Origin of the sequence: Pseudomonas sp. LjRoot71 (genome assembly GCF_964253255.1) — a bacterium.
Lineage (GTDB): Bacteria > Pseudomonadota > Gammaproteobacteria > Pseudomonadales > Pseudomonadaceae > Aquipseudomonas.
Genome location: NZ_CAXURA020000001.1, coordinates 3322249 through 3343899, shown reverse-complemented (window position 1 = coordinate 3343899; position 21651 = coordinate 3322249). Strand labels below are relative to the sequence as shown.

At 60.0% G+C, this 21651-nt stretch carries 21 protein-coding genes; 5 read left to right on the top strand and 16 right to left on the bottom strand.

What is annotated here, in order from left to right:
* Nucleotides 1-9: 9 nt before the first annotated feature.
* Nucleotides 10-561 carry a sugar ABC transporter ATPase gene (locus ACSQ17_RS15665; RefSeq protein WP_436069563.1) on the bottom strand — a complete coding sequence of 184 codons (552 nt, stop codon included), beginning with the start codon at nucleotides 559-561 and terminating at the stop codon, nucleotides 10-12.
* Between the two features lie 105 nt (nucleotides 562-666).
* Here ACSQ17_RS15665 and xseA point away from each other — a divergent pair, with 105 nt between their 5' ends.
* The 4 genes from xseA to leuA all read left to right on the top strand — a co-directional run bounded on the left by xseA (nucleotide 667) and on the right by leuA (nucleotide 6287).
* The gene (gene xseA / locus ACSQ17_RS15660) at nucleotides 667-2046 is read left to right on the top strand and encodes an exodeoxyribonuclease VII large subunit (protein ID WP_436069562.1); all 1380 of its coding nucleotides are present in this window, start codon (nucleotides 667-669) and stop codon (nucleotides 2044-2046) included.
* Nucleotides 2047-2109: 63 nt separating this feature from the next.
* Nucleotides 2110-2934, top strand: coding sequence for a peptidoglycan DD-metalloendopeptidase family protein (locus ACSQ17_RS15655; protein ID WP_436069561.1), 825 nt, complete (start codon nucleotides 2110-2112; stop codon nucleotides 2932-2934).
* 103 nt (nucleotides 2935-3037) lie between these two features.
* A complete protein-coding gene (locus ACSQ17_RS15650) occupies nucleotides 3038-4294 on the top strand; it encodes a mechanosensitive ion channel family protein (RefSeq protein WP_436069560.1) in 1257 nt (418 codons plus the stop codon).
* A gap of 322 nt (nucleotides 4295-4616) precedes the next feature.
* Nucleotides 4617-6287, top strand: coding sequence for a 2-isopropylmalate synthase (gene leuA, locus ACSQ17_RS15645; protein WP_436069559.1), 1671 nt, complete (start codon nucleotides 4617-4619; stop codon nucleotides 6285-6287).
* Nucleotides 6288-6302: 15 nt separating this feature from the next.
* Here leuA and ACSQ17_RS15640 read toward each other — a convergent pair whose 3' ends face one another.
* Nucleotides 6303-7370: an SDR family oxidoreductase gene (locus ACSQ17_RS15640; protein ID WP_436069558.1), complete on the bottom strand. Its 1068-nt coding sequence runs from the start codon at nucleotides 7368-7370 to the stop codon at nucleotides 6303-6305.
* A gap of 76 nt (nucleotides 7371-7446) precedes the next feature.
* On the opposite strand from ACSQ17_RS15640, the gene ACSQ17_RS15635 reads away from it, so the two are divergent.
* Nucleotides 7447-7830: a MerR family DNA-binding protein gene (locus ACSQ17_RS15635; protein ID WP_436069557.1), complete on the top strand. Its 384-nt coding sequence runs from the start codon at nucleotides 7447-7449 to the stop codon at nucleotides 7828-7830.
* Here the strand turns inward: ACSQ17_RS15635 and ACSQ17_RS15630 are convergent.
* From ACSQ17_RS15630 to hscA, 14 genes are all read right to left on the bottom strand, one after another.
* Complete coding sequence (locus ACSQ17_RS15630) at nucleotides 7827-8627, bottom strand: amidohydrolase (protein WP_436069556.1); 801 nt, start codon at nucleotides 8625-8627, stop codon at nucleotides 7827-7829. The genes ACSQ17_RS15635 and ACSQ17_RS15630 overlap by 4 nt on opposite strands.
* Nucleotides 8615-9763, bottom strand: coding sequence for a pyridoxal phosphate-dependent aminotransferase (locus ACSQ17_RS15625; RefSeq protein ID WP_436069555.1), 1149 nt, complete (start codon nucleotides 9761-9763; stop codon nucleotides 8615-8617). The genes ACSQ17_RS15630 and ACSQ17_RS15625 overlap by 13 nt, the downstream gene beginning before the upstream one ends.
* A 105-nt stretch (nucleotides 9764-9868) precedes the next feature.
* Complete coding sequence (gene der, locus ACSQ17_RS15620; protein WP_436069554.1) at nucleotides 9869-11341, bottom strand: ribosome biogenesis GTPase Der; 1473 nt, start codon at nucleotides 11339-11341, stop codon at nucleotides 9869-9871.
* Nucleotides 11342-11468: 127 nt separating this feature from the next.
* The gene (gene bamB / locus ACSQ17_RS15615; RefSeq protein ID WP_436070501.1) at nucleotides 11469-12620 is read right to left on the bottom strand and encodes an outer membrane protein assembly factor BamB; all 1152 of its coding nucleotides are present in this window, start codon (nucleotides 12618-12620) and stop codon (nucleotides 11469-11471) included.
* Nucleotides 12613-13194, bottom strand: a complete 582-nt coding sequence (locus ACSQ17_RS15610) for a tetratricopeptide repeat protein (RefSeq protein ID WP_436070500.1) — start codon at nucleotides 13192-13194, stop codon at nucleotides 12613-12615. The genes bamB and ACSQ17_RS15610 overlap by 8 nt, the downstream gene beginning before the upstream one ends.
* Nucleotides 13195-13294: 100 nt before the next feature.
* Nucleotides 13295-14584 carry a histidine--tRNA ligase gene (gene hisS, locus ACSQ17_RS15605; protein WP_436069553.1) on the bottom strand — a complete coding sequence of 430 codons (1290 nt, stop codon included), beginning with the start codon at nucleotides 14582-14584 and terminating at the stop codon, nucleotides 13295-13297.
* Nucleotides 14585-14593: 9 nt separating this feature from the next.
* A complete protein-coding gene (gene ispG / locus ACSQ17_RS15600; RefSeq protein WP_392540279.1) occupies nucleotides 14594-15712 on the bottom strand; it encodes a flavodoxin-dependent (E)-4-hydroxy-3-methylbut-2-enyl-diphosphate synthase in 1119 nt (372 codons plus the stop codon).
* 1 nt (nucleotide 15713) lies between these two features.
* Nucleotides 15714-16709: a RodZ domain-containing protein gene (locus ACSQ17_RS15595; protein ID WP_436069552.1), complete on the bottom strand. Its 996-nt coding sequence runs from the start codon at nucleotides 16707-16709 to the stop codon at nucleotides 15714-15716.
* On the bottom strand, nucleotides 16709-17467 hold the full coding sequence (pilW, locus tag ACSQ17_RS15590; protein ID WP_436069551.1) for a type IV pilus biogenesis/stability protein PilW: 759 nt from the start codon (nucleotides 17465-17467) through the stop codon (nucleotides 16709-16711). The genes ACSQ17_RS15595 and pilW overlap by 1 nt, the downstream gene beginning before the upstream one ends.
* A gap of 13 nt (nucleotides 17468-17480) precedes the next feature.
* Nucleotides 17481-18629: a 23S rRNA (adenine(2503)-C(2))-methyltransferase RlmN gene (gene rlmN / locus ACSQ17_RS15585; protein WP_436069550.1), complete on the bottom strand. Its 1149-nt coding sequence runs from the start codon at nucleotides 18627-18629 to the stop codon at nucleotides 17481-17483.
* A 23-nt stretch (nucleotides 18630-18652) separates the two neighbouring features.
* Nucleotides 18653-19084 carry a nucleoside-diphosphate kinase gene (ndk, locus tag ACSQ17_RS15580; protein ID WP_090248631.1) on the bottom strand — a complete coding sequence of 144 codons (432 nt, stop codon included), beginning with the start codon at nucleotides 19082-19084 and terminating at the stop codon, nucleotides 18653-18655.
* A 94-nt stretch (nucleotides 19085-19178) separates the two neighbouring features.
* The gene (iscX, locus tag ACSQ17_RS15575; RefSeq protein ID WP_233683943.1) at nucleotides 19179-19379 is read right to left on the bottom strand and encodes a Fe-S cluster assembly protein IscX; all 201 of its coding nucleotides are present in this window, start codon (nucleotides 19377-19379) and stop codon (nucleotides 19179-19181) included.
* A 14-nt stretch (nucleotides 19380-19393) separates the two neighbouring features.
* Entirely contained in the window at nucleotides 19394-19735 is a 342-nt protein-coding gene (gene fdx, locus ACSQ17_RS15570; protein WP_436069549.1) for an ISC system 2Fe-2S type ferredoxin, read from the bottom strand.
* 2 nt (nucleotides 19736-19737) lie between these two features.
* Nucleotides 19738-21603, bottom strand: a complete 1866-nt coding sequence (gene hscA, locus ACSQ17_RS15565; protein WP_436069548.1) for a Fe-S protein assembly chaperone HscA — start codon at nucleotides 21601-21603, stop codon at nucleotides 19738-19740.
* Nucleotides 21604-21651 lie beyond the last annotated feature (48 nt).

Genomic DNA, 21651 nt, shown 5'->3' with positions numbered 1-21651 from the left:
CACCTTGTCCTACAAGTCGACCCGCACCAGCGAAATCGGATACCCCAGGCGCGCCGCGAACTCGTCGAGAAAGCCCTGCTTGAAGCCGGCATCGGCCCAGTTATTGAAGATAAAACCCAGGTTGGAAAAACCGCAGGGCTGCAGAAACAGAAAGCCGTTGATGTCGTCTTCATGGCCACACAGCGGACAGATAAAGTTATCGGTCTGCCCCGGCATCCACTCTTCCAGGCTATCGAACAGGCGCTCGCCCACCTCGCGACGGCACTCCGGGCAGCCGGCCTCTTCGAGAAAGCCCGCCGTCGGGGTATAGATGCAACGTTTATAGATAATCTCCAGGCCATGCACCGCCTGCCCAAACGGCAACAAATCGGGGCGCTCGACCACCCGCCGCGCGCCCTCGGCAATGCCATAGCCCATATGCTTGAAGGTGCGCCCGCAGGTGGTGAGTTGCTCGTTGATGATGTTCTGCTTGACCAGCCAACGCACGATCAACCGCGCCCGCGCCTCATGGCCAGGAAAGCTGGAAATCTGCGGCACGATGATCGCCTGCTGCTCACTCATATCAGAACTCGGTTTGCGTTGAAGGCGCGCAGCTTAATGGCCACACGACGCCGGTCAAGGCCAATCCACTATGGCCGACCAGGCAAAGCCTTTACTATGCCGAGCATGATCAAAGACTCTTTCCAACGCCTGAACCTCGACCGCGAGGTGCTCAGCGTCAGCCAACTGAACAACCGCGCACGCCTGCTGCTGGAAGATGTATTCGGCGGCATCTGGGTCGAGGGAGAAATCTCCAACCTGGCCAAGCCGGCGTCCGGGCATATCTATTTCACCCTTAAAGATAGTCAGGCCCAGGTGCGCTGTGCGCTATTCCGGCAGAACGCTGCCAAGGCACGTCAGGCGCTGCGTGACGGTCTGGCGGTCAAGGTTCGTGGCAAGGTCTCGCTGTTTGAAGGGCGCGGCGATTACCAGCTGATTCTCGATGCGGTCGAGCCGGCCGGCGATGGCGCCCTGCGTTTGGCCTTCGAAGCCTTGAAGGAAAAACTCAACGCCGAAGGGCTGTTTGCTGCCGAGGGCAAAGTCGCCCTGCCAGCGCACCCGAAACGTATTGGCATTGTCAGCTCGCCCACAGGCGCGGTGATTCGCGACATCATCAGCGTATTCCGCCGCCGTGCGCCGCAGGTCGAGCTGACCCTGATCCCCACCGCCGTTCAGGGCCGCGAAGCAACCGCGCAAATTGTCCGCGCCCTCGGCATTGCCGATGCAAAAGGCTTCGATGCGCTGATCCTGGCCCGTGGTGGCGGCTCGCTGGAAGATCTCTGGTGTTTCAATGAAGAGCCGGTAGCGCGCGCCATTGCCGCCTGCGTCACCCCCATTGTCAGCGCCGTGGGCCATGAGACCGATGTGTCCATCGCCGATTTCGTCGCCGATGTGCGCGCCCCTACGCCCTCGGCTGCCGCCGAACTGCTGGCACCCGACAGCAGCGAACTGGTGCAACGCCTGCACAACCTCAAGCGCCGCCTGAACCTGCGCATGCAGCACCGCCTGGAGCGCGAACGCATGCGCCTGGAAGGCTTGCAGCGGCGCTTGCGCCACCCTGGCGAGCGCCTGCGCCAGCATGCTCAGCGCGTGGATGACCTGGACATGCGCTTAACCCGCGCCTTCGAGCGTCAACTGACTAGTCGCCGCGAACGCCTGAATCACCTGCAAACCCGCCTGCTGAGTGTGCATCCGGAGCGCAACCTCAAGCTGCTCGATCAACGCCTGCAGGCCCTGGCCGAACGCCTGCAACGCAGCATGCGTGAAGGACTCAAGGCACGTCGTCTGCAACTGCACAGCCAAGTGCAGACGCTACACGCAGTCAGCCCGCTGGCGACGCTAGGCCGTGGCTACAGCATCCTGCTCGATGACCGCGGCCGCGCCATCCGCAATGCCGCCGATACCCAACCAGGCCAACGCCTGAAGGCACGCCTGGGCAGCGGTGAGCTGGATGTGCGGGTCGAAGACAACCATGTGCAACCGGTTACCCTCTCGCTGCTCGATTGACCTTTACGATTTACCTTTAAATGCGGTGGATAAGCTTCGTGCTATCCACCCCACGGATATCCAATGCGCCTATTCACGCTTATCACCCTGTTCTGCCTTGCACTGCCCATCCACGCCGAAGGCTTTATCAGCCGCCTGCTGAATAAGCCGGTGCCAGGCGGCGTAGCCGTGGTTGATCTGGGGCCAGCCGCCAGCGCGCCCAGCGTGCGCTATCAGAACAAGCCAGTACTGGTGATTCACGAGGACCAGCAACGCTGGATCGCCATCGTCGGCATCCCGCTAAGCGTGAAGCCCGGCAACCAGCAGATCAGCGTCAACGGCAGCCAGACGTTGAGCTTTCAGGTCGGCAACAAGCACTACGTTGAGCAGCGCATCACCATCAAGAACCAGCAGCAGGTCAATCCGAACGCCAAGAACCTTGCCCGCATTGAGCGCGAACTGACGGAGCAGACCCGCGCCTATCAGCAATTCAGCCCGCGCCAGCCGAGCAACCTGCTGTTCGACAAACCGGTCAACGGCCCACTGTCGAGCCCCTTCGGCTTGCGTCGCTTCTTCAACGGCGAAGAACGCAACCCGCACTCCGGGCTGGATTTCGCCGTGGGCAGCGGCACGCCGATCAAGGCCCCGGCCGCCGGCAAGGTGATCCTGGTTGGCGACTATTTCTTTAATGGCAAGACGGTGTTTGTTGATCACGGCCAGGGCCTGATCAGCATGTTCTGCCACCTCTCGGCCATCGGCGTTAAGGTCGGCGATGACCTGCCGCGCGGCGGCGTACTCGGCAAGGTCGGCGCCACCGGCCGCGCCACCGGGCCGCACCTGCACTGGAACGTCAGCCTGAACGATGCCCGCGTCGACCCGGCGATTTTTATCGGCGCCTTCAAACCATAAGCCTGCCTCGATACACGTTCAGCAAACAACCCAGCCGGCCCGACTCCCGCTCATTTGTTAAGGTGGCCGCGTTAACACGCTGAACGATCACCCGAGGAGCAGCATGAACGAGCTGTACAAAAACGCCCAGCAGTGGCTTGAACACTACCCCGAACTCTATAGCCTGACAGGCCTGTCGCTGTTGCTACTGGCTGCCTGGCTGGCCAACTGGGTGGTCAAACGCATCCTGTTGCGCGGCCTGTACCGGGCACTGAAAGCTACACCGATTGGCCAGGACGGCAGCCTGCATGACTCACGGGTGATTGCACGGCTCGCCAATATCGTCCCGGCGCTGATCATTTCTGCGGGCATCACCCTGGTGCCCAATCTGCCGAAAGCGGTCGTGGCAGTGACCGGCAATGTTTGCAGCGCATTTATCGTGCTGACCATCGCCCTGGCCATCAGCGGCGTGCTGACCCTGCTCAACAACGTCTACCAGAAGCGCCCGAATGCCCATCTGAAGCCAATCAAGGGCTACGTGCAGGTGGTGAAGATTCTGCTCTTCGCGATTGCCGCAATACTCATGGTCGCCAGCCTGATCGACCGCTCGCCGCTGATTCTGCTGTCTGGCCTGGGCGCAATGGCCGCGGTACTGATGCTGATTTTCCAGGACACTCTGCTGTCCCTGGTGGCCAGTGTGCAGATTTCTTCCAGTGACATTGTGCGTGTAGGTGACTGGATCGAGATGCCACAGCTGAACGCCGATGGCGATGTCATCGATATCGCCCTGCACACGGTCAAGGTGCAGAACTGGGACAAGACCATCACCACCATCCCGACCAAGCGCTTTATCAGCGACCCGTTCAAGAACTGGCGTGGCATGCAGGAGTCCGGTGGACGGCGGATCAAGCGCAGCCTGCTGCTTGACCAAACCAGCATCAGCTTCCTCAGCCCGGAGCAGATCGCCCGTTTGCAGCGTTTTCTGCTGCTCGGCCAGTATCTGAACAGTAAGCAGAGCGAGTTGCTCAGCTGGAATGGTGCCCTGGCCGAGGCCAGCCAGGAGCCGGCAAACACCCGGCGGGTTACCAACATCGGCACCTTCCGCGCCTATGTCGAACACTACCTGCGCCAGCATCCGGGTATCCATCAGGAGATGACCCAGTTGGTCAGGCAGCTGAGCCCGACCGCAGACGGCCTGCCGCTGGAACTCTACTGCTTCACCAACACCATCGCCTGGGCACGCTATGAGGCCATTCAGTCGGATATCTTCGACCACCTGCTGGCGATCCTTCCGGAGTTTGGTCTGCGGGTCTTCCAGCACCCCAGCGGGGCGGACATGCGCGAACTGAAACATAGCTTGCTGCCTGGCACTCAGTCCTGATGCCGCAGCGGGCGGCCGAAGCAGCTGACGCCGCCCGCAATTCAAATACCGCCGTACGGCTTTTTGCGCAAAATAAATTGCTTTAAATCATACAACTCGCGCCAAAACACCAATTTCCAAGCATTGCTTGCCAGCTTTGACCTCAAAGATTAGGGTTGGCGCTATGAACACCCATCACACCCTTATCCTGCTGCGCCAACACGCCAACCTCTGCCTGGTGAGCCAGCGACTGCGTGGCTGATTGTTCAAGCCCACGCCCTGCCCTGTTTTCTCAGTTTTCGCCCGGCTCGCCGCTTGCAGCCGCGCCACAAGGATCAACACCATGAGCATGCTCAAAGACCCGTCCAGCAAATACCGCCCGTTCACCCAGATCCAGATTCCGGACCGCACCTGGCCGGACCAGATCATCGACAAGGCCCCCATCTGGCTGTCCACCGACCTGCGCGACGGTAACCAATCGCTGATCGAGCCGATGGATGCCGAGAAGAAGATGCGCTTCTTCAAGTGCCTGTTGGCCGTGGGCCTGAAGGAAATCGAAGTGGGCTTCCCGTCCGCCTCGCAGACCGACTTCGACTTCGTCCGCGAGCTGATTGAAGGCGGCCACATTCCTGACGATGTGACCATCCAGGTACTGACCCAGGCCCGTGACGACCTTATCGAACGCACCTTCGAGTCACTGAAAGGCGCCAAGAAGGCCATCGTCCATTACTACAACGCCTGCGCGCCGAGCTTCCGCAAGATCGTCTTTAACCAGGACAAGGCTGGCGTCAAAGCCATCGCCGTAGCGGCTGGAAAAACCATCAAGCGCCTGGCCGATGCCGCGCCTGAGACCCAGTGGGGCTTCGAGTATTCGCCGGAAGTGTTCAGCAGCACCGAAATCGACTTTGCCGTCGAGGTGTGCAACGCGGTGATCGGTGTGTTCCAGCCAACCCCGACGAGCAAGCTGATTCTCAACCTGCCCGCCACCATCGAGTGCGCCACGCCGAACAATTACGCCGACCAGATCGAGTGGTTCGGCCGCCACGTCGACCGTCGCGACAGCGTGTTGATCAGCGTGCACACCCACAATGACCGTGGCACCGGCGTCGCCGCTTCGGAACTGGCGGTGATGGCCGGCGCCGACCGAGTCGAAGGCTGCCTGTTCGGCAACGGCGAGCGCACCGGCAACGTTTGCCTGGTGACCCTGGCACTGAATCTCTACACCCAGGGCGTCGACCCGCAGCTGGATTTCTCCGACATCGACGCCGTGCGTAAGGTGGTCGAAGACTGCAACCAGATTCCCGTGCATCCGCGTCATCCGTACGTCGGCGATTTGGTCCACACCGCGTTCTCTGGCTCGCACCAGGATGCGATTCGCAAGGGCTTTGCCCAGCAGAAGAGCGACGCGCTGTGGGAAGTACCGTACCTGCCAATCGACCCCGCGGACATTGGCCGTGACTACGAGGCGGTGATTCGTGTGAACAGCCAATCCGGCAAGGGTGGCATCACCTTCCTGCTCGAGCAGGAATATGGCATCAACCTGCCGCGGCGCATGCAAATCGAGTTCAGCCAGGTGGTGCAGAAGGAAACCGACCGCCTCGGCCTGGAGATGACCGCTGCGCAAATCTACACGCTGCTCGAAACCGAGTACCTGCACGCCACCGCACCCTACGCCTTGAAAGGCCATCGCCTGCAGGAAGAAAACGGCACCAGCGCGGTCGATGTCGAAGTCGTCAATGCCGGTGAAACCCAGCACTGGCGTGGGATCGGCAAAGGCCCGCTGGAAGCCCTGGTCGCCGGCCTGCCGGTAGACGTGGAAATCATGGACTACAGCGAGCACGCCATCGGCGCTGGCACCAATGCCAAAGCGGCGGCTTATATCGAGCTGCGCGTCAACGGCGGCCGCGCCCTGCACGGCGTGGGCATCGATGAAAACCTCACCACGGCGAGCTTCCGCGCGCTGTTCAGCGCACTGAACCGGGCAATCGGCCAGGCCGCCGAACAAGCGGCCTGATCGCAGCGCACGCCGTCAGGCTACTGACGGCGTTCTCGCCAGATAACGCGCCGTCGCCTGCAGCGCCTGGCCTATATCCGGCCAGTGCAGTTGATGGCGCTGCGCCAGGGCTTGGGTCGCGGCGGTATCAAAGCGGGTGGTCTGGATAAAATCCAACGACTCGGCATCGGTATGCAGCAGGCGCGGCACACCCGGAATTTTCAGCAACATCCGCAGCAGCGGTATCGGCAGATGCCGGCTCGGCGCCTGCACGCTCAGCGTGCGGGCCAATTGCTGCAGCATGCTCTGCAGGTTTGGCGTCGCGACATCCAGGGCGAGGATTTCCTGGCCGGCCTGCTGCTCATCAAAGGCCGCAGCCAGCATCAACTCGGCGAGAAAATCCACACTGACCAACGGTAGCCAGTGTGCTGCCGAACCAGGAATCGCCCCAAGCCGGCCAGCGGCCAGATTGTCGATCAACCCCGCCAACGGCTGCGCCGGCAGGATATGTCCGCTACGGCTATGGCCACAGACGGTGGCCGGGTGCACCAGCGTCAGCGGCGACTGCAGCTCAGCCATTCGCGCGCGCACACGAAAGTGCGCTTCCAGCTTGCTACCTTCATAAGCCCCGGAGCGGCGATAGAGACGATCCCAGTCCGTGCGCTCGGGATGCTGCACGTTCACCCCAATACGCTGCAAATGCCCATGATTGGCCAGCATAAAACCGCCCACCATCAGCAGACGACTGCCCTGCTGCGCCGCCAACTCAGCTACCTGGAGCGCACCCTCGACATTGACCTGGCGCGCCTGCGCCACTGACAACCCCCAGGCGAACTGCACACCCAGGTGAAACACCACAGCCGCCTGACGCACCTGCTCACGGGCAGCGGCATCCAGCCCCAGACCTGGCAAGCCCAGATCACCGGCAACCGCCGTAAGCAGATCGCCGCGCCCGCCCAATTGCTCGACCTGCTCGCGCAAGGCTGGCAGGCTGTGCGGCCGACGCATCAGCACGCTGACCGGGTGACCTCTGCTAGTGAGTAAGGCCAGCAGATGCTGACCGATAAAACCGCTGCCGCCGGTGACAAAACATGGCTGATTCATCGCCAATCCTCCTGAGTCGTTGATGACCCAAGCAGGCTAAACTGTCGAGCACACTCTACAGTCAAGCAGGATTTGTATGCGCATTGGTGAACTGGAAAAACGCAGCGGGGCCAGCCGCCATACCCTGCGCTATTACGAGAGCCTGGGGCTGATCAACGCCCTGCGCCGCGACAACAACTACCGCGAATACAGCCTGCAGACGCTGCACGACCTGGGCTTTATCCAGCAGGCACAGAGCATGGGCTTCTCCCTCGGCGAGATTGGCGAAATCCTTAAAGCCCGGCGCGAGCAACAGCTCGACTGCGCCCAGGGTGCAGCCCTGGTCAGCCGTAAACTGGCCGAGGTGGAGCAAAAGATTGCCGATCTGCAGCAGTTGGGCGATTTTCTGCGCAGTGAGAAACTGCGCCTGGAAGCCAGCGCCGCCGAGCAGACGGCCTTGGCCAAACGCCGCGCGCTCTAGCAGGTAGCGTCCAAGACAAACGCATCCGCATCCAGATACGCCGGGAACCGCTGCCGATAGGCCGCCAGCTCGGCGGCTTTGAGACTGACACGGAACACCCCATCCGCAGCCCCTGGCTCCAGCAACGGCTCACCCTGAAAATCCAGCACCTGGCTATCGCCACTGTACGCATGGCCCTTACCGTCCTCGCCGATACGATTCACCGCCGCGACATAGCAGAGGTTTTCAATCGCCCTGGCTGGCAACAGGCGGTTCCAGTGGTTACGCCGTGCGGCAGGCCAGTTGGCGGTGTAAAGCAGCAGATCAGTGTGCTGCGAGTCGCGACTCCATACGGGGAAACGCAGGTCGTAACAGATCAGCGGGCGCACCTGCCACCCCTTCACCTCCAGCAACACCTGCTGTTCACCGGCACTGTAGTGCTTGTGCTCGCCGGCCATGCGGAACAGATGGCGCTTGTCGTAATGCGCCACCGTGCCATCCGAACGCGCCCAGAGCAGACGGTTACGGTAAGAACCATCGGCAGCCTGGATAATCAGGCTACCGGTGATAACAGCCTGCAACGCCTGGGCCTGCTCACGCAGCCACTGGCTGGTGGGGCCATCTTCAGGCTCTGCCAGCGCGGCGGAGTCCATGGAGAACCCCGTGCTGAACATCTCCGGCAGCACGATCAGGTCGGCACCGCGCGCCTGCTCCAGCAGGGAGTCGAAATGCGCACGATTAGCGGCAGGATCCTGCCAGACCAGGCGGGTCTGGATCAGCGCCAGTTCAAGATCAGGCAACTGGCTCAGATCGCGCATAGCTTTTCCGCCGCCTGGCGCAGGGTCTCTTCGCGCTTGGCAAAGCAGAAGCGCACCAGACGCAAGTCCTTGGGCGGCGCCTGGTAGAACACCGAAATCGGAATCGCCGCGACACCCTGCTCGCGGGTCAGCCATTCGGCCATGGCCACATCATCCAGATCCGGGCGAATGGCCGAATAATCGACCAACTGAAAAAACGTTCCAGCCGCGCGGGTAAAGGTAAAACGCGAACCACCCAGCAGATCACAGAACAGGTCACGCTTGGCCTGATAGAAGGCCGGCAGCTCTTCGACGTGTTCCGGGTGTTCGGCCATATAGTCGGCCAGCGCCCATTGCAGCGGCGTCACGCCGCAGAAGCTGACGTACTGATGCACCTTGCGCAGCTCGACACTCAACGCTGGCGGTGCCACTACATAGCCGGTCTTCCAACCCGTGACGTGGTAGGACTTGCCGAACGAGCTGACCACAAAAGCGCGCTGATAAAGCTCGTCATGGGCCAGCACGCTGACATGGGCCACCCCATCGAACACCAGATGCTCATACACCTCGTCGCTGATCAGGTAGATATCGCGGCCACGAATCAGCGTTGCCAGCTGATCCAGATCGGCGCGGGAAATCAGCGCGCCACTGGGGTTGTGCGGCGTGTTGAGGATGATCAAGCGAGTTCGGCTGCTCAAGGCATCCTGTAGACGCTGCCAGTCAATGCCGAATCCCGGTAGCGCCAGAGGCACATGAATGCAACGCCCGCCTGCCAGCTCAACCGAGGGCTCGTAGCTGTCATAGCTGGGGTCGAAAACGATTACCTCGTCACAAGGGCGGACCAGCGCCTGCACCGCACAGAAAATCGCCTGAGTCGCTCCGGGCGTAATAGTGATTTCGCTGTCAGCGCTGACACTGCGGCCATAACTGCGCGCGATCTTCGCCGCCACCTGTTCACGCAGGGCTGGCAAACCAGTCATCGGCGCGTACTGGTTATGCCCGGCCGCGACATGCCGACTGACTGCCTCGCGCAGCCCCTGCGGCCCATCAAAATCGGGGAACCCCTGGGACAGATTGAGCGCCCCGGTTTCCACGGCGAGCTGCGACATACGGGTGAAGATGGTGGTGCCGACATTCGGCAGTTTGCTGATAAGCATCGAGGCGGCATCCGGCTTAAGCGCTAGTGATGGCGCAGGATAGCCGATACCCCAGAGACGCAAAAGGCACCCGAAGGTGCCTTTATAGAGCGTTTCAGTCCAAGCTTAGCGCTTGTCTTTGCGCTTCTTCTCAGCCTTCTTGTGATGGCTCATCAGGCGGCGCTTCTTGTTCACCTGACGATCCGTGAGGGTGTTCTTGTTACCCTCATAGGGGTTTTCGCCGCCCTTGAACTCGATACGGATCGGCGTACCGACCAGCTTTAGCACGCGGCGATAGGTGTTTTCCAGATAACGGATATAGGACTTGGGCACCGCCTCGACCTGGTTACCGTGAATCACGATCAACGGTGGGTTGGCACCGCCGAGGTGAGCGTAACGCAGCTTGATGCGGCGACCGCTGACCATGGGTGGCGCGTGATCGCTGACGGCATCTTCAAGAATCTGGGTCAGGCGGTTGGTCGGCCAGCGGGTGATCGCCGACTTGAACGAGGCCTGTACCGACTTGTACAGATTGCCCACGCCGGTGCCGTGCAAGGCCGAGATAAAGTGGATATCGGCAAAGTCGACAAAGAACAACCGACGTTGCAACTCGGTCTTCACGTAGTCGCGCTCGCTGGGCTCCATACCGTCCCACTTGTTCAGCGCGATGACCAGCGCGCGGCCGCTTTCCAGCACGAAACCGAGCAGGTTGAGATCATGATCAACCACGCCTTCGCGGGCATCCATGACGAACACCACGACGTTGGAGTCCTGGATCGCCTGCAGGGTTTTCACCACCGAGAACTTTTCCACCGCCTCGAAGATCTTGCCGCGGCGACGTACGCCGGCGGTGTCGATCAGGGTGTACTTCTCGTCATCGCGCTCGAACGGGATGTAGATGCTGTCGCGGGTGGTGCCGGCCTGGTCATACACGATGACCCGCTCTTCGCCGAGCATACGGTTGACCAGGGTCGACTTGCCGACGTTAGGGCGGCCAATGATCGCCAGCTTGATGCCGTCCTTCTCGCTCGGACCTGGAATGCGCTTGGCTTCCTGGCCTTCGAGCACAACTTCCTCTTCCTCGCCCTCTTCCGGCTCAGCGGCATCCTTGGGGAAGGAACCCAGCACGGCTTCGAGCATCTGCGTGATGCCGCGCCCATGGGCACCGGCGATCGGCAGGGACTCGCCCATGGCCATGCTGGCAAACTCAGCGCGCGCCAGGTCAGTGTCGAGGTTGTCGACCTTGTTGATCACCAGAAAGCTGCGCTTGTTACGGCGGCGCAGGTGCTCGCCAATCATCTGATCAGAGGCCGACAGTCCGGCGCGGGCATCCACCAGGAACAGCACAGCATCGGCTTCTTCGATGGCCTGCAGCGACTGCTCGGCCATCTTTGCGTCAATGCCTTCCTCGTCACCGGAAATACCACCGGTGTCGATGACGATATAGGTTCGCCCCTGCCACTTGGCCTCGCCGTATTGACGATCACGGGTCAGACCAGACAGGTCGCCGACAATCGCGTCACGGGACTTGGTCAAGCGGTTAAACAGGGTGGACTTGCCAACGTTCGGGCGGCCCACCAGGGCAATTACGGGAACCATTAGGCTCTCCACTTCGTTATTTCAGAAAATACAAAAGCCGCTGCAGGGGCAGCGGCCGGAATTCATTGCATTGGCCATGCTGCAGCACCTCAGGTGTTGTGCAGCATAGCCAACGCTCAGCGCAGCATTACTTGATGGTCAGGGCCACCAGGTTGCCGCCGTTGCCAAAGGCATACAGCCAGTCGCCCACCACCAGCGGACGAGCACGCAGGCCATCGCTGTCGATGCGGGTACGACCGACGAATCGACCATCAACCTGGCTGACCAGGTGCAGATAGCCTTCCAGATCACCGAAGGCGATGTAGCTGGAGAACACTTCCGGTGCCGACAGCTGGCGACGTGCCAGGGCATCGTTGCTCCACAGAGCCGAAGCCGAACGCTCGTCGATACCTTCAACAGTACCGCTGGCCAGGCTCACGTAAACACTGCCATAACCCTGAGCAACACCAACCGAGCTGGAGGCTTCACGCTGCCAGAGGATACGACCGCTTTCCAGATCCAGTGCCGCAACACGGCCCTGGTAGCTGACGGCATACAAGGTACCCGCCGAGAGCAGCAAACCGCCGTCAATATCGACCACGCGATCCAGTTCGGAGCGACCTTGTGGAATCGCCACGCGCTGCTCCCAAACCGGGATGCCGCGCTGCGCGTCCAGGGCAATCACCTTGCCGGTGGACAGGCCGGCCACGGCCAGACGGTTGGTCAGTACGGGACTGCCAGTGCCGCGCAGGGTCAGTACTGCCGGAGTGTTTTCGAAGATCCAGCGCTGAGCGCCGGTGCTGATATCCAGAGCAATCAGGCGATCATCCTGGGTCTGTACCAGCACCACGTCGCCATTCAGCGCCGGCGCAGCCAGCACTTCGCTGGTCACCCGGGCACGCCACTTCTCTTCACCGGAGCCGCTGTCGAGGGCGATAATTTCGCCTTTCAGCGTGCCGACTACCACCAGGCCATAGCCGGCAGCCACTGCGCCAGAGACCGGCAGTTCCAGATCAGCTTTCCAGATGACCTTACCGGTCATGCGGTCCATGGCAACCACCAGGCCTTCGACGTCAGCCGCGTAGATCTGCTCGCCATCAATTGCTGGCACCAACATGTTGAAGGTTTCGCCCTGGCCTTCGCCAATCGAACGACTCCACTCCTTCTGCAGGCGCACCTCTTCGTCGAACTTGGGTAGATCGGCCGGTGGCAGTTCCTTCTTGCTATTGCTGCTGCAACCTACAGCCAGAACGGCCAGGGCCAGCAGTGCGGCATTCTTCCAGCGCATCACGTCACGCATCCCCTTTGGCCAGATCATCCAGCTTCATTTGCAGACCACCGACAGCGGCATCGTCAGACAGCGCGGTCTTGGCTTTCTCGTAAGCGGCATGGGCATCATCAGCACGACCCAGTTGCACCAGCAGGTCACCCTTGAGTTCTTCGCGGCTGGCTGCAAAGGCCGGCGCGACTTTGCCATCCAGCAGTTTCAGAGCGTCTTCAGCCTTGTCCTGAGCCGCCAGTACGCGCGCCAGACGCTGACGTGCCAACTCACCCAGGCTGTCATCCGCCGGCTTGTCGACAATCGCCTGCAACTCGCTGGCAGCGTCGTCCAGCTTGCCGGCCTCGACCGCCACCTTGGCCACGAACAGGCGACCGTATTGAGCGTAATGGCTACCGGAGTAATCATTCTTCAGGGTGTTGGCCAGCTCAGCCACTTTACCGGCATCCGGTTTGCCGCTCGGGTCCAGCGCTGCTTCCAGCAGTTGCTGATACACCAGAGAGGCGCCGTAGGACTGATTGCTCTGGTACTTCTGCCAGCCCTGCCAGCCGAATACCACCACCAGGGCCAGCACGACACCGGTCAGCAATGGCATGCCATTGCGCTGCCACCAGTCCTTGATTACGGCCAGTTCTTCATCATCAGTACGCGAAACCACCCCAACACTCCTATTCGCTAAATCACTTGGCAGGTTTTCAAACCTGATTGGCGCAGCTCGCCAGATGATCGGCCAATGCCGACCAGGCAATACTTTGTTGTTCACCCTGACCGCGCAGCGGCTTGCAACCTACCACTTGCTGGGCCAATTCGTCTTCACCCAAGATCAAGGCGTACAGCGCGCCACTCTTGTCGGCTTTCTTGAACTGGCTCTTGAAACTGCCCGCACCGGCATTCACCTGCAAGCGCAGGTTCGGCAACTGATCACGCAGACGCTCGCTCAAGGCTAACGCCGCCAATTCTGCCGGCTCACCGAACGCACAGAGGTAAACATCGACAGTACGGGCGATTTCAGCCGGTACTTTACCTAGAGTTTCGAGCAACAGCACCAACCGTTCGATGCCCATGGCAAAACCTACGCCCGGGGTCGGCTTGCCGCCCATCTGCTCAACCAGGCCATCGTAGCGACCACCGGCACACACCGTACCCTGCGAGCCCAACTGATCGGTCACCCACTCGAATACGGTCTTGCTGTAGTAATCCAGCCCACGCACCAGCTTCGGGTTGATCACATAGGGCACACCGGCTGCATCCAGACGGGCTTTCAGCCCTTCGAAATGCACGCGCGACTCTTCATCCAGGTAATCTGCCAATTTCGGTGCATTGACCAGCAGGGCCTGGGTTTCCGGCACCTTGCTGTCCAGCACGCGCAACGGGTTGCTGCCCATGCGACGGCGGCTGTCTTCATCCAGCTGATCGGCATGTGCGGTCAGGAACTCGACCAGCGCATCACGGTACACCGCACGTGCAGCACTGGTGCCCAGGCTGTTGAGTTCAAGCTTGACCACATCACGGATGCCCAGCAGGCCCCACAAGCGCCAAGTCAGGGTAATCAGTTCAGCGTCGATGTCCGGCCCATCGATATTGAAGACTTCCACACCGATCTGATGGAACTGGCGGTAACGGCCTTTCTGCGGACGCTCGTGACGGAACATCGGGCCGATGTACCAGAGTTTCTGCGTCTGCCCACCGCCGGACAAGCCATGTTCAAGCACAGCACGCACGCAGGCCGCAGTGCCTTCCGGGCGCAGCGTCAGGGAGTCACCATTACGGTCGTCGAAGGTGTACATCTCTTTCTCGACGATATCGGTCACTTCACCAATCGAGCGTTTGAACAGCTCGGTGAACTCGACGATCGGCATGCGAATCTGCCGATAGCCGTAACCGTCCAACAGACTGGCGACTGCACCTTCAAAATAACGCCAAAGCGGGGTCTGCTCGGGCAGGATATCGTTCATGCCACGAATGGCTTGCAGGGGCTTGCTCACTTCAATTCCTTAGCTGTCTTGGCTGCGCACGATAACCGCGGCGTCAGCAGCAACCTTGTCGGCTGCTTTCTGGCGGATGAGCTTTTCCAGCTCATCGACCAGGTTGTCATTACCCAGCTTGTGCGCCGGCTTGCCATCGATATAGATCAGGTTGGGCGAACCACCGGTCAGGCCGATATGGGCTTCCTTAGCTTCACCAGGACCATTGACCACGCAACCGATCACCGCCACATCCAACGGGACGAGCAGGTCTTCGACGCGTTGCTCCAACTCGTTCATGGTTTTCACCACATCGAAGTTCTGCCGCGAGCAACTTGGGCAGGCGATGAAGTTGATGCCACGGGAACGCAGGCGCAAGGACTTGAGGATGTCGAAGCCGACCTTGATCTCTTCCACCGGGTCAGCGGCGAGGGAAATGCGAATGGTGTCGCCAATCCCCTCGGCCAGTAGCATGCCCAGCCCCACGGCGGATTTCACAGTGCCAGAACGTAAACCGCCAGCTTCGGTGATACCCAAATGCAGTGGCTGCTCAATCTGCTTGGCTAGCAATCGATAGGCCTCAACCGCCATAAACACGTCAGACGCTTTTACGCTGACTTTGAAGTCCGGAAAATTCAGCCGATCCAAATGCTCGACATGGCGCAAGGCAGATTCAACCAGCGCCTCTGGCGTCGGCTCGCCGTATTTTTTCTGTAGATCCTTTTCCAGCGACCCAGCGTTGACGCCGATGCGGATTGGAATGCCTTTGTCCCGCGCCGCTTCAACCACTGCACGCACGCGGTCTTCACGACCGATATTGCCCGGATTGATGCGCAGGCAATCGACGCCAAGCTCGGCTACGCGCAAGGCAATCTGGTAGTCGAAGTGGATATCGGCCACTAGCGGCACACGAACCTGCTGCTTGATTCGGCCAAACGCCTCAGCAGCGTCCATATCCGGCACGGAAACTCGCACGATATCGGCACCGGCATCTTCCAGGCGACGAATCTGCGCCACGGTAGCGGCTACATCATTGGTATCGCTGTTGGTCATGCTCTGCACAGCGATGGGGGCGTCACCGCCAACCGGTACAGAACCAACCCAGATTTTGCGTGAAATACGGCGTTTGATCGGTGACTCGCAATGCATGTTACTGCCCACCCAACTTCAGACGCGCGGTTTCACCGGAGATAAACGGAGCTACATCGACTGGATTGCCATTCAGGCTGACCTGGGCGCCACGGGCAAAACCCAGACGCAATTCCAAAGGAGCCTTGCCGGCCAACGCCAGGCTGTCGCCTTTACGTTTCAGGGCGCTGAACAGCACCTTGCCGTTGGCATCGGTTAGCTGAGTCCAGCAGTCAGCAATAAAGGTCACACTGACCAATGCTTCGCCGGCAGCCAGTTGAACGGGGGCAGCCGCCACAGCAGCAGGAGCAGGCGTGGCAGGTGGTACAGCTTCAGTTACCGCTGGAGCTGGAGCGGGTGCCGGCGGAGCCACTGTAGCGGGGGCGACAGCGGCGGTCGGTGTGCTCTCAACCGGGCTGACGGTAGACTCTGCGGCGACCGTAGCACTTTCATCCAGCAGAGGTGGCAGGGCTTCACTCTCGGCCTGAGCAGCCTCTACCGCCTGATCTTCAGGCTCATCCAGCGGGTGAATCTGCGTCGTGCCATCGGCACCGTCGACCTCCACATGCTCAAGGCTGGTCGCAGCCAGATCTTCCGCACGACGCTCAGCCTGCTCCTGCCACCAGAAGAAGCTCAACCCGGCCAAGGCCAGCAGCAAGACAAAGCTGACCATACGCAACACACGCTGCGAATAGCTCACCGGTTCTTCGATACGGTTCAAGCTATGCACGCTGCTGCCCGCAGCATCGCTACCGGTAAATTGATCGAACTCCAGCACCAGACGATTCTGGTCAACTTCCAGCAACTTGGCGTAGGCACGCACATAACCACGGGCAAAGGTATTGCCCGGCAACTTGTCAAACGCGCCCTGCTCGATTTGGCTCAGCCGTTGCGGCGTCAAATTAAGCTGGCCAGCAACCTCGGCAATGGTCCAACCACGACTCTCACGAGCCTTGCGCAAAGTCTCACCCGGGTTGATACGGGGAACTGCTAGCACTTCTGGATGCGCCGCTTTCATCATTGCTCCGACAGGTATTGCTGATATTCCGGGGTGCCCGGATAAAGCCGTTTCAACTGCAGACCGAGGCTCGCGGCATTGTCGCGCTCCTCAAAAACCTTCGCCAAGCGCACACCCAGCAGCAGGCTACGCGCATCGTGCGGCGCCAGAGTCAGATAGCTCTCGTAATAACTGCGGGCCGGAACGAACTGTTTGTCCTCGAAAGACAGCAGGGCCATTTCCATCAACGCACGGGGTTGACGACTGTTCAAACGCAGAGAGCGCTCGAAATAAGCCTTGGCCTCTTCGCGCTGTTGCAACTGCAGGGCCGTCAAACCCAGGTTTTCAAAAATCCGCGAGCGCTCAGGGTAAAGGTTGTCCTGAGCCGCCTGGGTATAACGTTCCATCGCCTCCTGGTAGCGTTTTTGCTCAAACAAGAAGCTGCCGTAGTTATTCAATAAACGAGCATCATCACGCCGCTGTGAAATGGCCTTGCGGAAGTGCTCATCGGCCAGTTTCGGCTCCATCTCGATCTGGAATACCAGAGCCAGTGCGGCATGCGCGTCCGCATTTGACGAGTCGAGTTCCAGCGCTTTTTTCAGCGGCACCTTGGCGCGTTCGGTTTCCCCTTGCTGCAGATACCCAATACCCAGTTGCACATAAGCATCACGGGCTTCTTCACGGCCTTTGCCGGTCTTCATCGGGTCAACATTACCGGTTGTGACACAACCGGCTAACAGACTGGCGGCCAACAGCAATAACGCGGGACGCAAGGTCATGGGTATCCTCCCCTCAGGTTCGATTGGCGGCGGAACTTGGCGTTTCGGCCTCGCTACTCAACTCACGCACAGCAATATAGCGCTCACTACGACGGGTACGGTCCATGACCTGGCCAACCAACTGACCACAGGCGGCATCGATGTCTTCGCCGCGCGTGGTGCGCACGGTGACATTGTGACCGGCTTTGTGCAGCAGGTCCTGGAAGCGGCGGATGGCATTGTTGCTCGGCCGTTCGTAGCCCGAGTGTGGGAAGGGATTAAACGGAATCAGGTTGATCTTGCAAGGCACATCCTTGAGAAGTGCGATCATTTCCTCAGCGTGCTCGGTCTTATCGTTAACATCCTTGAGCAGGGTGTACTCGATAGTCAGCACACGCTTCTCGCCAAGTCGCGAGACATAGCGTTTGCACGCCGCCAGCAGCATTTCCAGCGGGTACTTCTTGTTGATCGGCACCAGTTGGTTGCGCAGCGCATCGTTCGGCGCATGCAGCGACAAGGCCAATGATACGTCGATCACCTCGCCAAGTTTGTCGATCATCGGCACGACGCCCGAGGTCGACAGGGTCACCTTGCGTTTGGAGATACCGTAACCGAGGTCGTCCATCATGATTTTCATGGCTGCGACGACGTTGTCGAAATTCAGCAGCGGTTCGCCCATGCCCATCATCACCACGTTGGTGATGGCACGGTCGATCTTCGCCGGCACGCTGCCGAACGACTTGTTAGCGATCCACACCTGACCGATCACCTCGGCGGCACTCAGGTCGCTGTTAAAACCTTGTTTACCGGTTGAGCAGAAACTGCAATCCAGCGCACAACCGGCCTGCGAAGACACACACAAAGTGCCACGCGAGCCCTGGGGGATATACACGGTTTCCACACAACTGCCTGACGCCACCCGCACAACCCACTTGCGCGTGCCATCAGTGGAAATATCTTCGCTGACCACTTCCGGGCCGCGGATTTCAGCAGAGGCCTCGAGCTTTTCGCGCAAGACCTTGCCGACATTACTCATGGCGGCGAAATCATCGACGCCAAAATGGTGAATCCACTTCATCACCTGACCGGCACGGAAACGCTTTTCCCCGATGCTTTCGAAGAATTGTTCCATCTCTGCCAGGGTCAGCCCCAGCAGGTTGATTTTACCGGTCGATGCAGTCATGGCTTCACCCTCACCCGATTCGCTTAGCGAATGCGTGCGCAAACTTCGGTGGCAGCAAAGAAGTAAGCGATTTCACGGGCAGCGGAGGCTTCCGAATCGGAACCGTGGACAGCGTTCTCGTCGATGGAAACAGCGAAGTCAGCACGGATGGTGCCGGCAGCTGCTTCTTTCGGGTTGGTGGCGCCCATCAGTTCGCGGTTAGCCAGAACAGCGTTTTCGCCTTCCAGAACCTGAACGATAACCGGACCGGAAGTCATGAATGCAACCAGATCCTTGAAGAAGCCACGCTCGCTGTGCTCAGCGTAGAAGCCAGCAGCTTCGCGCTCGGACAGTTGAACCATTTTCGAAGCAACGACGCGCAGGCCGGCTTTTTCGAAACGAGTGGTGATCTCGCCAACAACGTTTTTAGCAACAGCATCAGGCTTGATGATGGAGAAAGTGCGTTGAACAGCCATGTGAAACTCCAGAAACAATGATTAAAGCGAAAAATTAAACCCGCGAATTATACGCGGGTTCCGGTTAAATGCGTAGGGCGCGACACAAGCCGTATCAGTCGGCTTCTTCGATCCAGGCCGCCTGGACAGCTTCCAGGACTTTCTCGCCGCCGCGCTGTGGATCGTCACTGAACTCCGGCAATGCCAGAATCCACTTATGTAGATCAACAAAATTCACGTAGCGAGGGTCTACCTCAGGTTTGGACTCTGCCAATTGAATGGCGATTTCCAGAACATCAACCCACTTCAGACTCATAACAACTCCTGAACTCAGTGCGGTGCTTCAGCGGCGTGATTGAGCGAGTACTTGGGAATCTCGACGGTCAGATCCTCAGTACCGACAATAGCCTGACAGGACAGCCGCGACTGCGCCTCAAGGCCCCAAGCCTTGTCTAGCATGTCCTCCTCCAGCTCATCAGCCTCGGCCAACGAATCGAAGCCCTCACGGATAATGCAGTGACAGGTGGTGCAGGCACAGACGCCACCGCAGGCACTCTCGATTTCGATGTGATGCTCATGCGCCACCTCAAGCACCGACGCACCCGGCTCGACGTCAACCACCAGCCCTTCCGGACACAATACGGCGTGAGGCAGAAAAATGATCTGCGGCATGCTTATTCCTCAATCTCATCAAGACTACGGCCAGCCAATGCAGCCTTGACCGTGGCATCCAGACGACGTGCCGCAAAGGCATCCGTCACCTGGGTCAACCGTTTGGTTTGCTGCTCAATCGCCAGACCATCGGTGCCGGCCATCAAATCACGCAACTGCTGCATCTGCGCCTCGATTGCCAGGCGCTCGTCAGCCTCCAGCAGGCGCTCACCATCGGCCAGCAACGCGGCCTCGACAGCCTCAAGCAGACGCTGGGCATCGACCTGCTGTTCGCGCAGCACACGGGCGACTTTGTCGTCGCCGGCGTTCTTGAAGGAGTCCTGCAGCATGCGGGCGATTTCACCGTCAGTCAGGCCATAGGACGGTTTGACCTGGATGCTCGCTTCGACGCCAGACGCCAGCTCACGCGCCGCGACGCTAAGCAGACCATCGGCATCAACCTGGAAGGTCACACGAATTTTCGCAGCCCCTGCCACCATCGGCGGAATGCCGCGCAATTCAAAGCGCGCCAGGGAGCGGCAATCACTGATCAGCTCACGCTCACCCTGCAACACATGAATCATCATGGCCGTCTGGCCATCTTTATAGGTGGTGAAATCCTGGGCACGGGCAACCGGGATGGTGGTATTGCGCGGGATGACCTTTTCCATCAGCCCGCCCATGGTTTCCAGGCCGAGCGACAGGGGAATCACATCCAGCAACAGCAACTCTTCGCCATCGCCGCGCTTGTTGCCGGCCAGAGCATCCGCCTGAATCGCCGCACCGATGGCCACCACCTGATCTGGATCGATATCGGTCAACGGCTCGCGCGCGAACAACTCGGCAACCGCCTGACGCACACGCGGCACTCGGGTGGAGCCGCCAACCATGACCACGGCTTCAACTTCATCCAACTCAATACCAGCATCGCGCACTGCACGGCGACAGGCCTTGAGGCTGCGCACCAGCATGGGTTCGATCAACGCATCGAACTGCTCACGACTCAATTGCCCCGCCCATCCGGCATAGCTGAGGCTGGCCGTGGCGCTCTCAGTCAGTGCTTCTTTGGCGGCACAGGCCGCTTCCAGCAACAGGCGCTGTTGAGCCGGATCAAGATCAGAGGAAATACCCGCCTGCTCAACGATCCAACCAGCAATCGCATGATCGAAGTCATCACCACCCAGCGCGCTGTCGCCGCCGGTGGCGAGCACTTCAAACACACCGCCAGTCAGACGCAGCACGGAAATATCGAAGGTACCGCCACCCAGGTCATAAATAGCGACCACGCCCTCGGCGTGCTGATCCAGGCCATAAGCGACTGCAGCGGCAGTCGGCTCATTGAGCAGACGCAACACATTCAGTCCGGCCAGGCGCGCAGCATCCTTGGTCGCCTGACGCTGCGAATCATCGAAATAAGCCGGCACGGTGATCACCGCACCGACCAGCTCACCACCCAGGGTCGCTTCAGCGCGCTGACGCAGCACCTTGAGAATATCCGCAGAGACTTCAACCGGGCTTTTCGGCCCCTGCACGGTCTCGATAAACGGCATATGCGATTCGCCACCAACAAAACGGTACGGCAGCTGCTCGCCAAGTTGTTTGACGTCCGCTAGGCCACGCCCCATCAGACGCTTGACCGACAACACAGTATTCAGCGGATCAGCCGAAGCAGATGCTTTGGCCGCCTCCCCCACCTCAATGCGATCAGCGTGATAACGCACAGCGGACGGCAGAATGACCTGCCCGGCAGCATCGGCCAGTGGCTCGGACAGGCCGCTGCGTACAGCAGCGACCAGCGAATTAGTGGTACCCAGATCAATCCCCACCGCCAGTCGACGCTGGTGTGGCTGGGGGCTTTGTCCGGGCTCAGCGATCTGCAGTAAGGCCATGATTAATCAGTGCTTAGGTATCAGGTACGCGGCAAGGGCATACCAGCG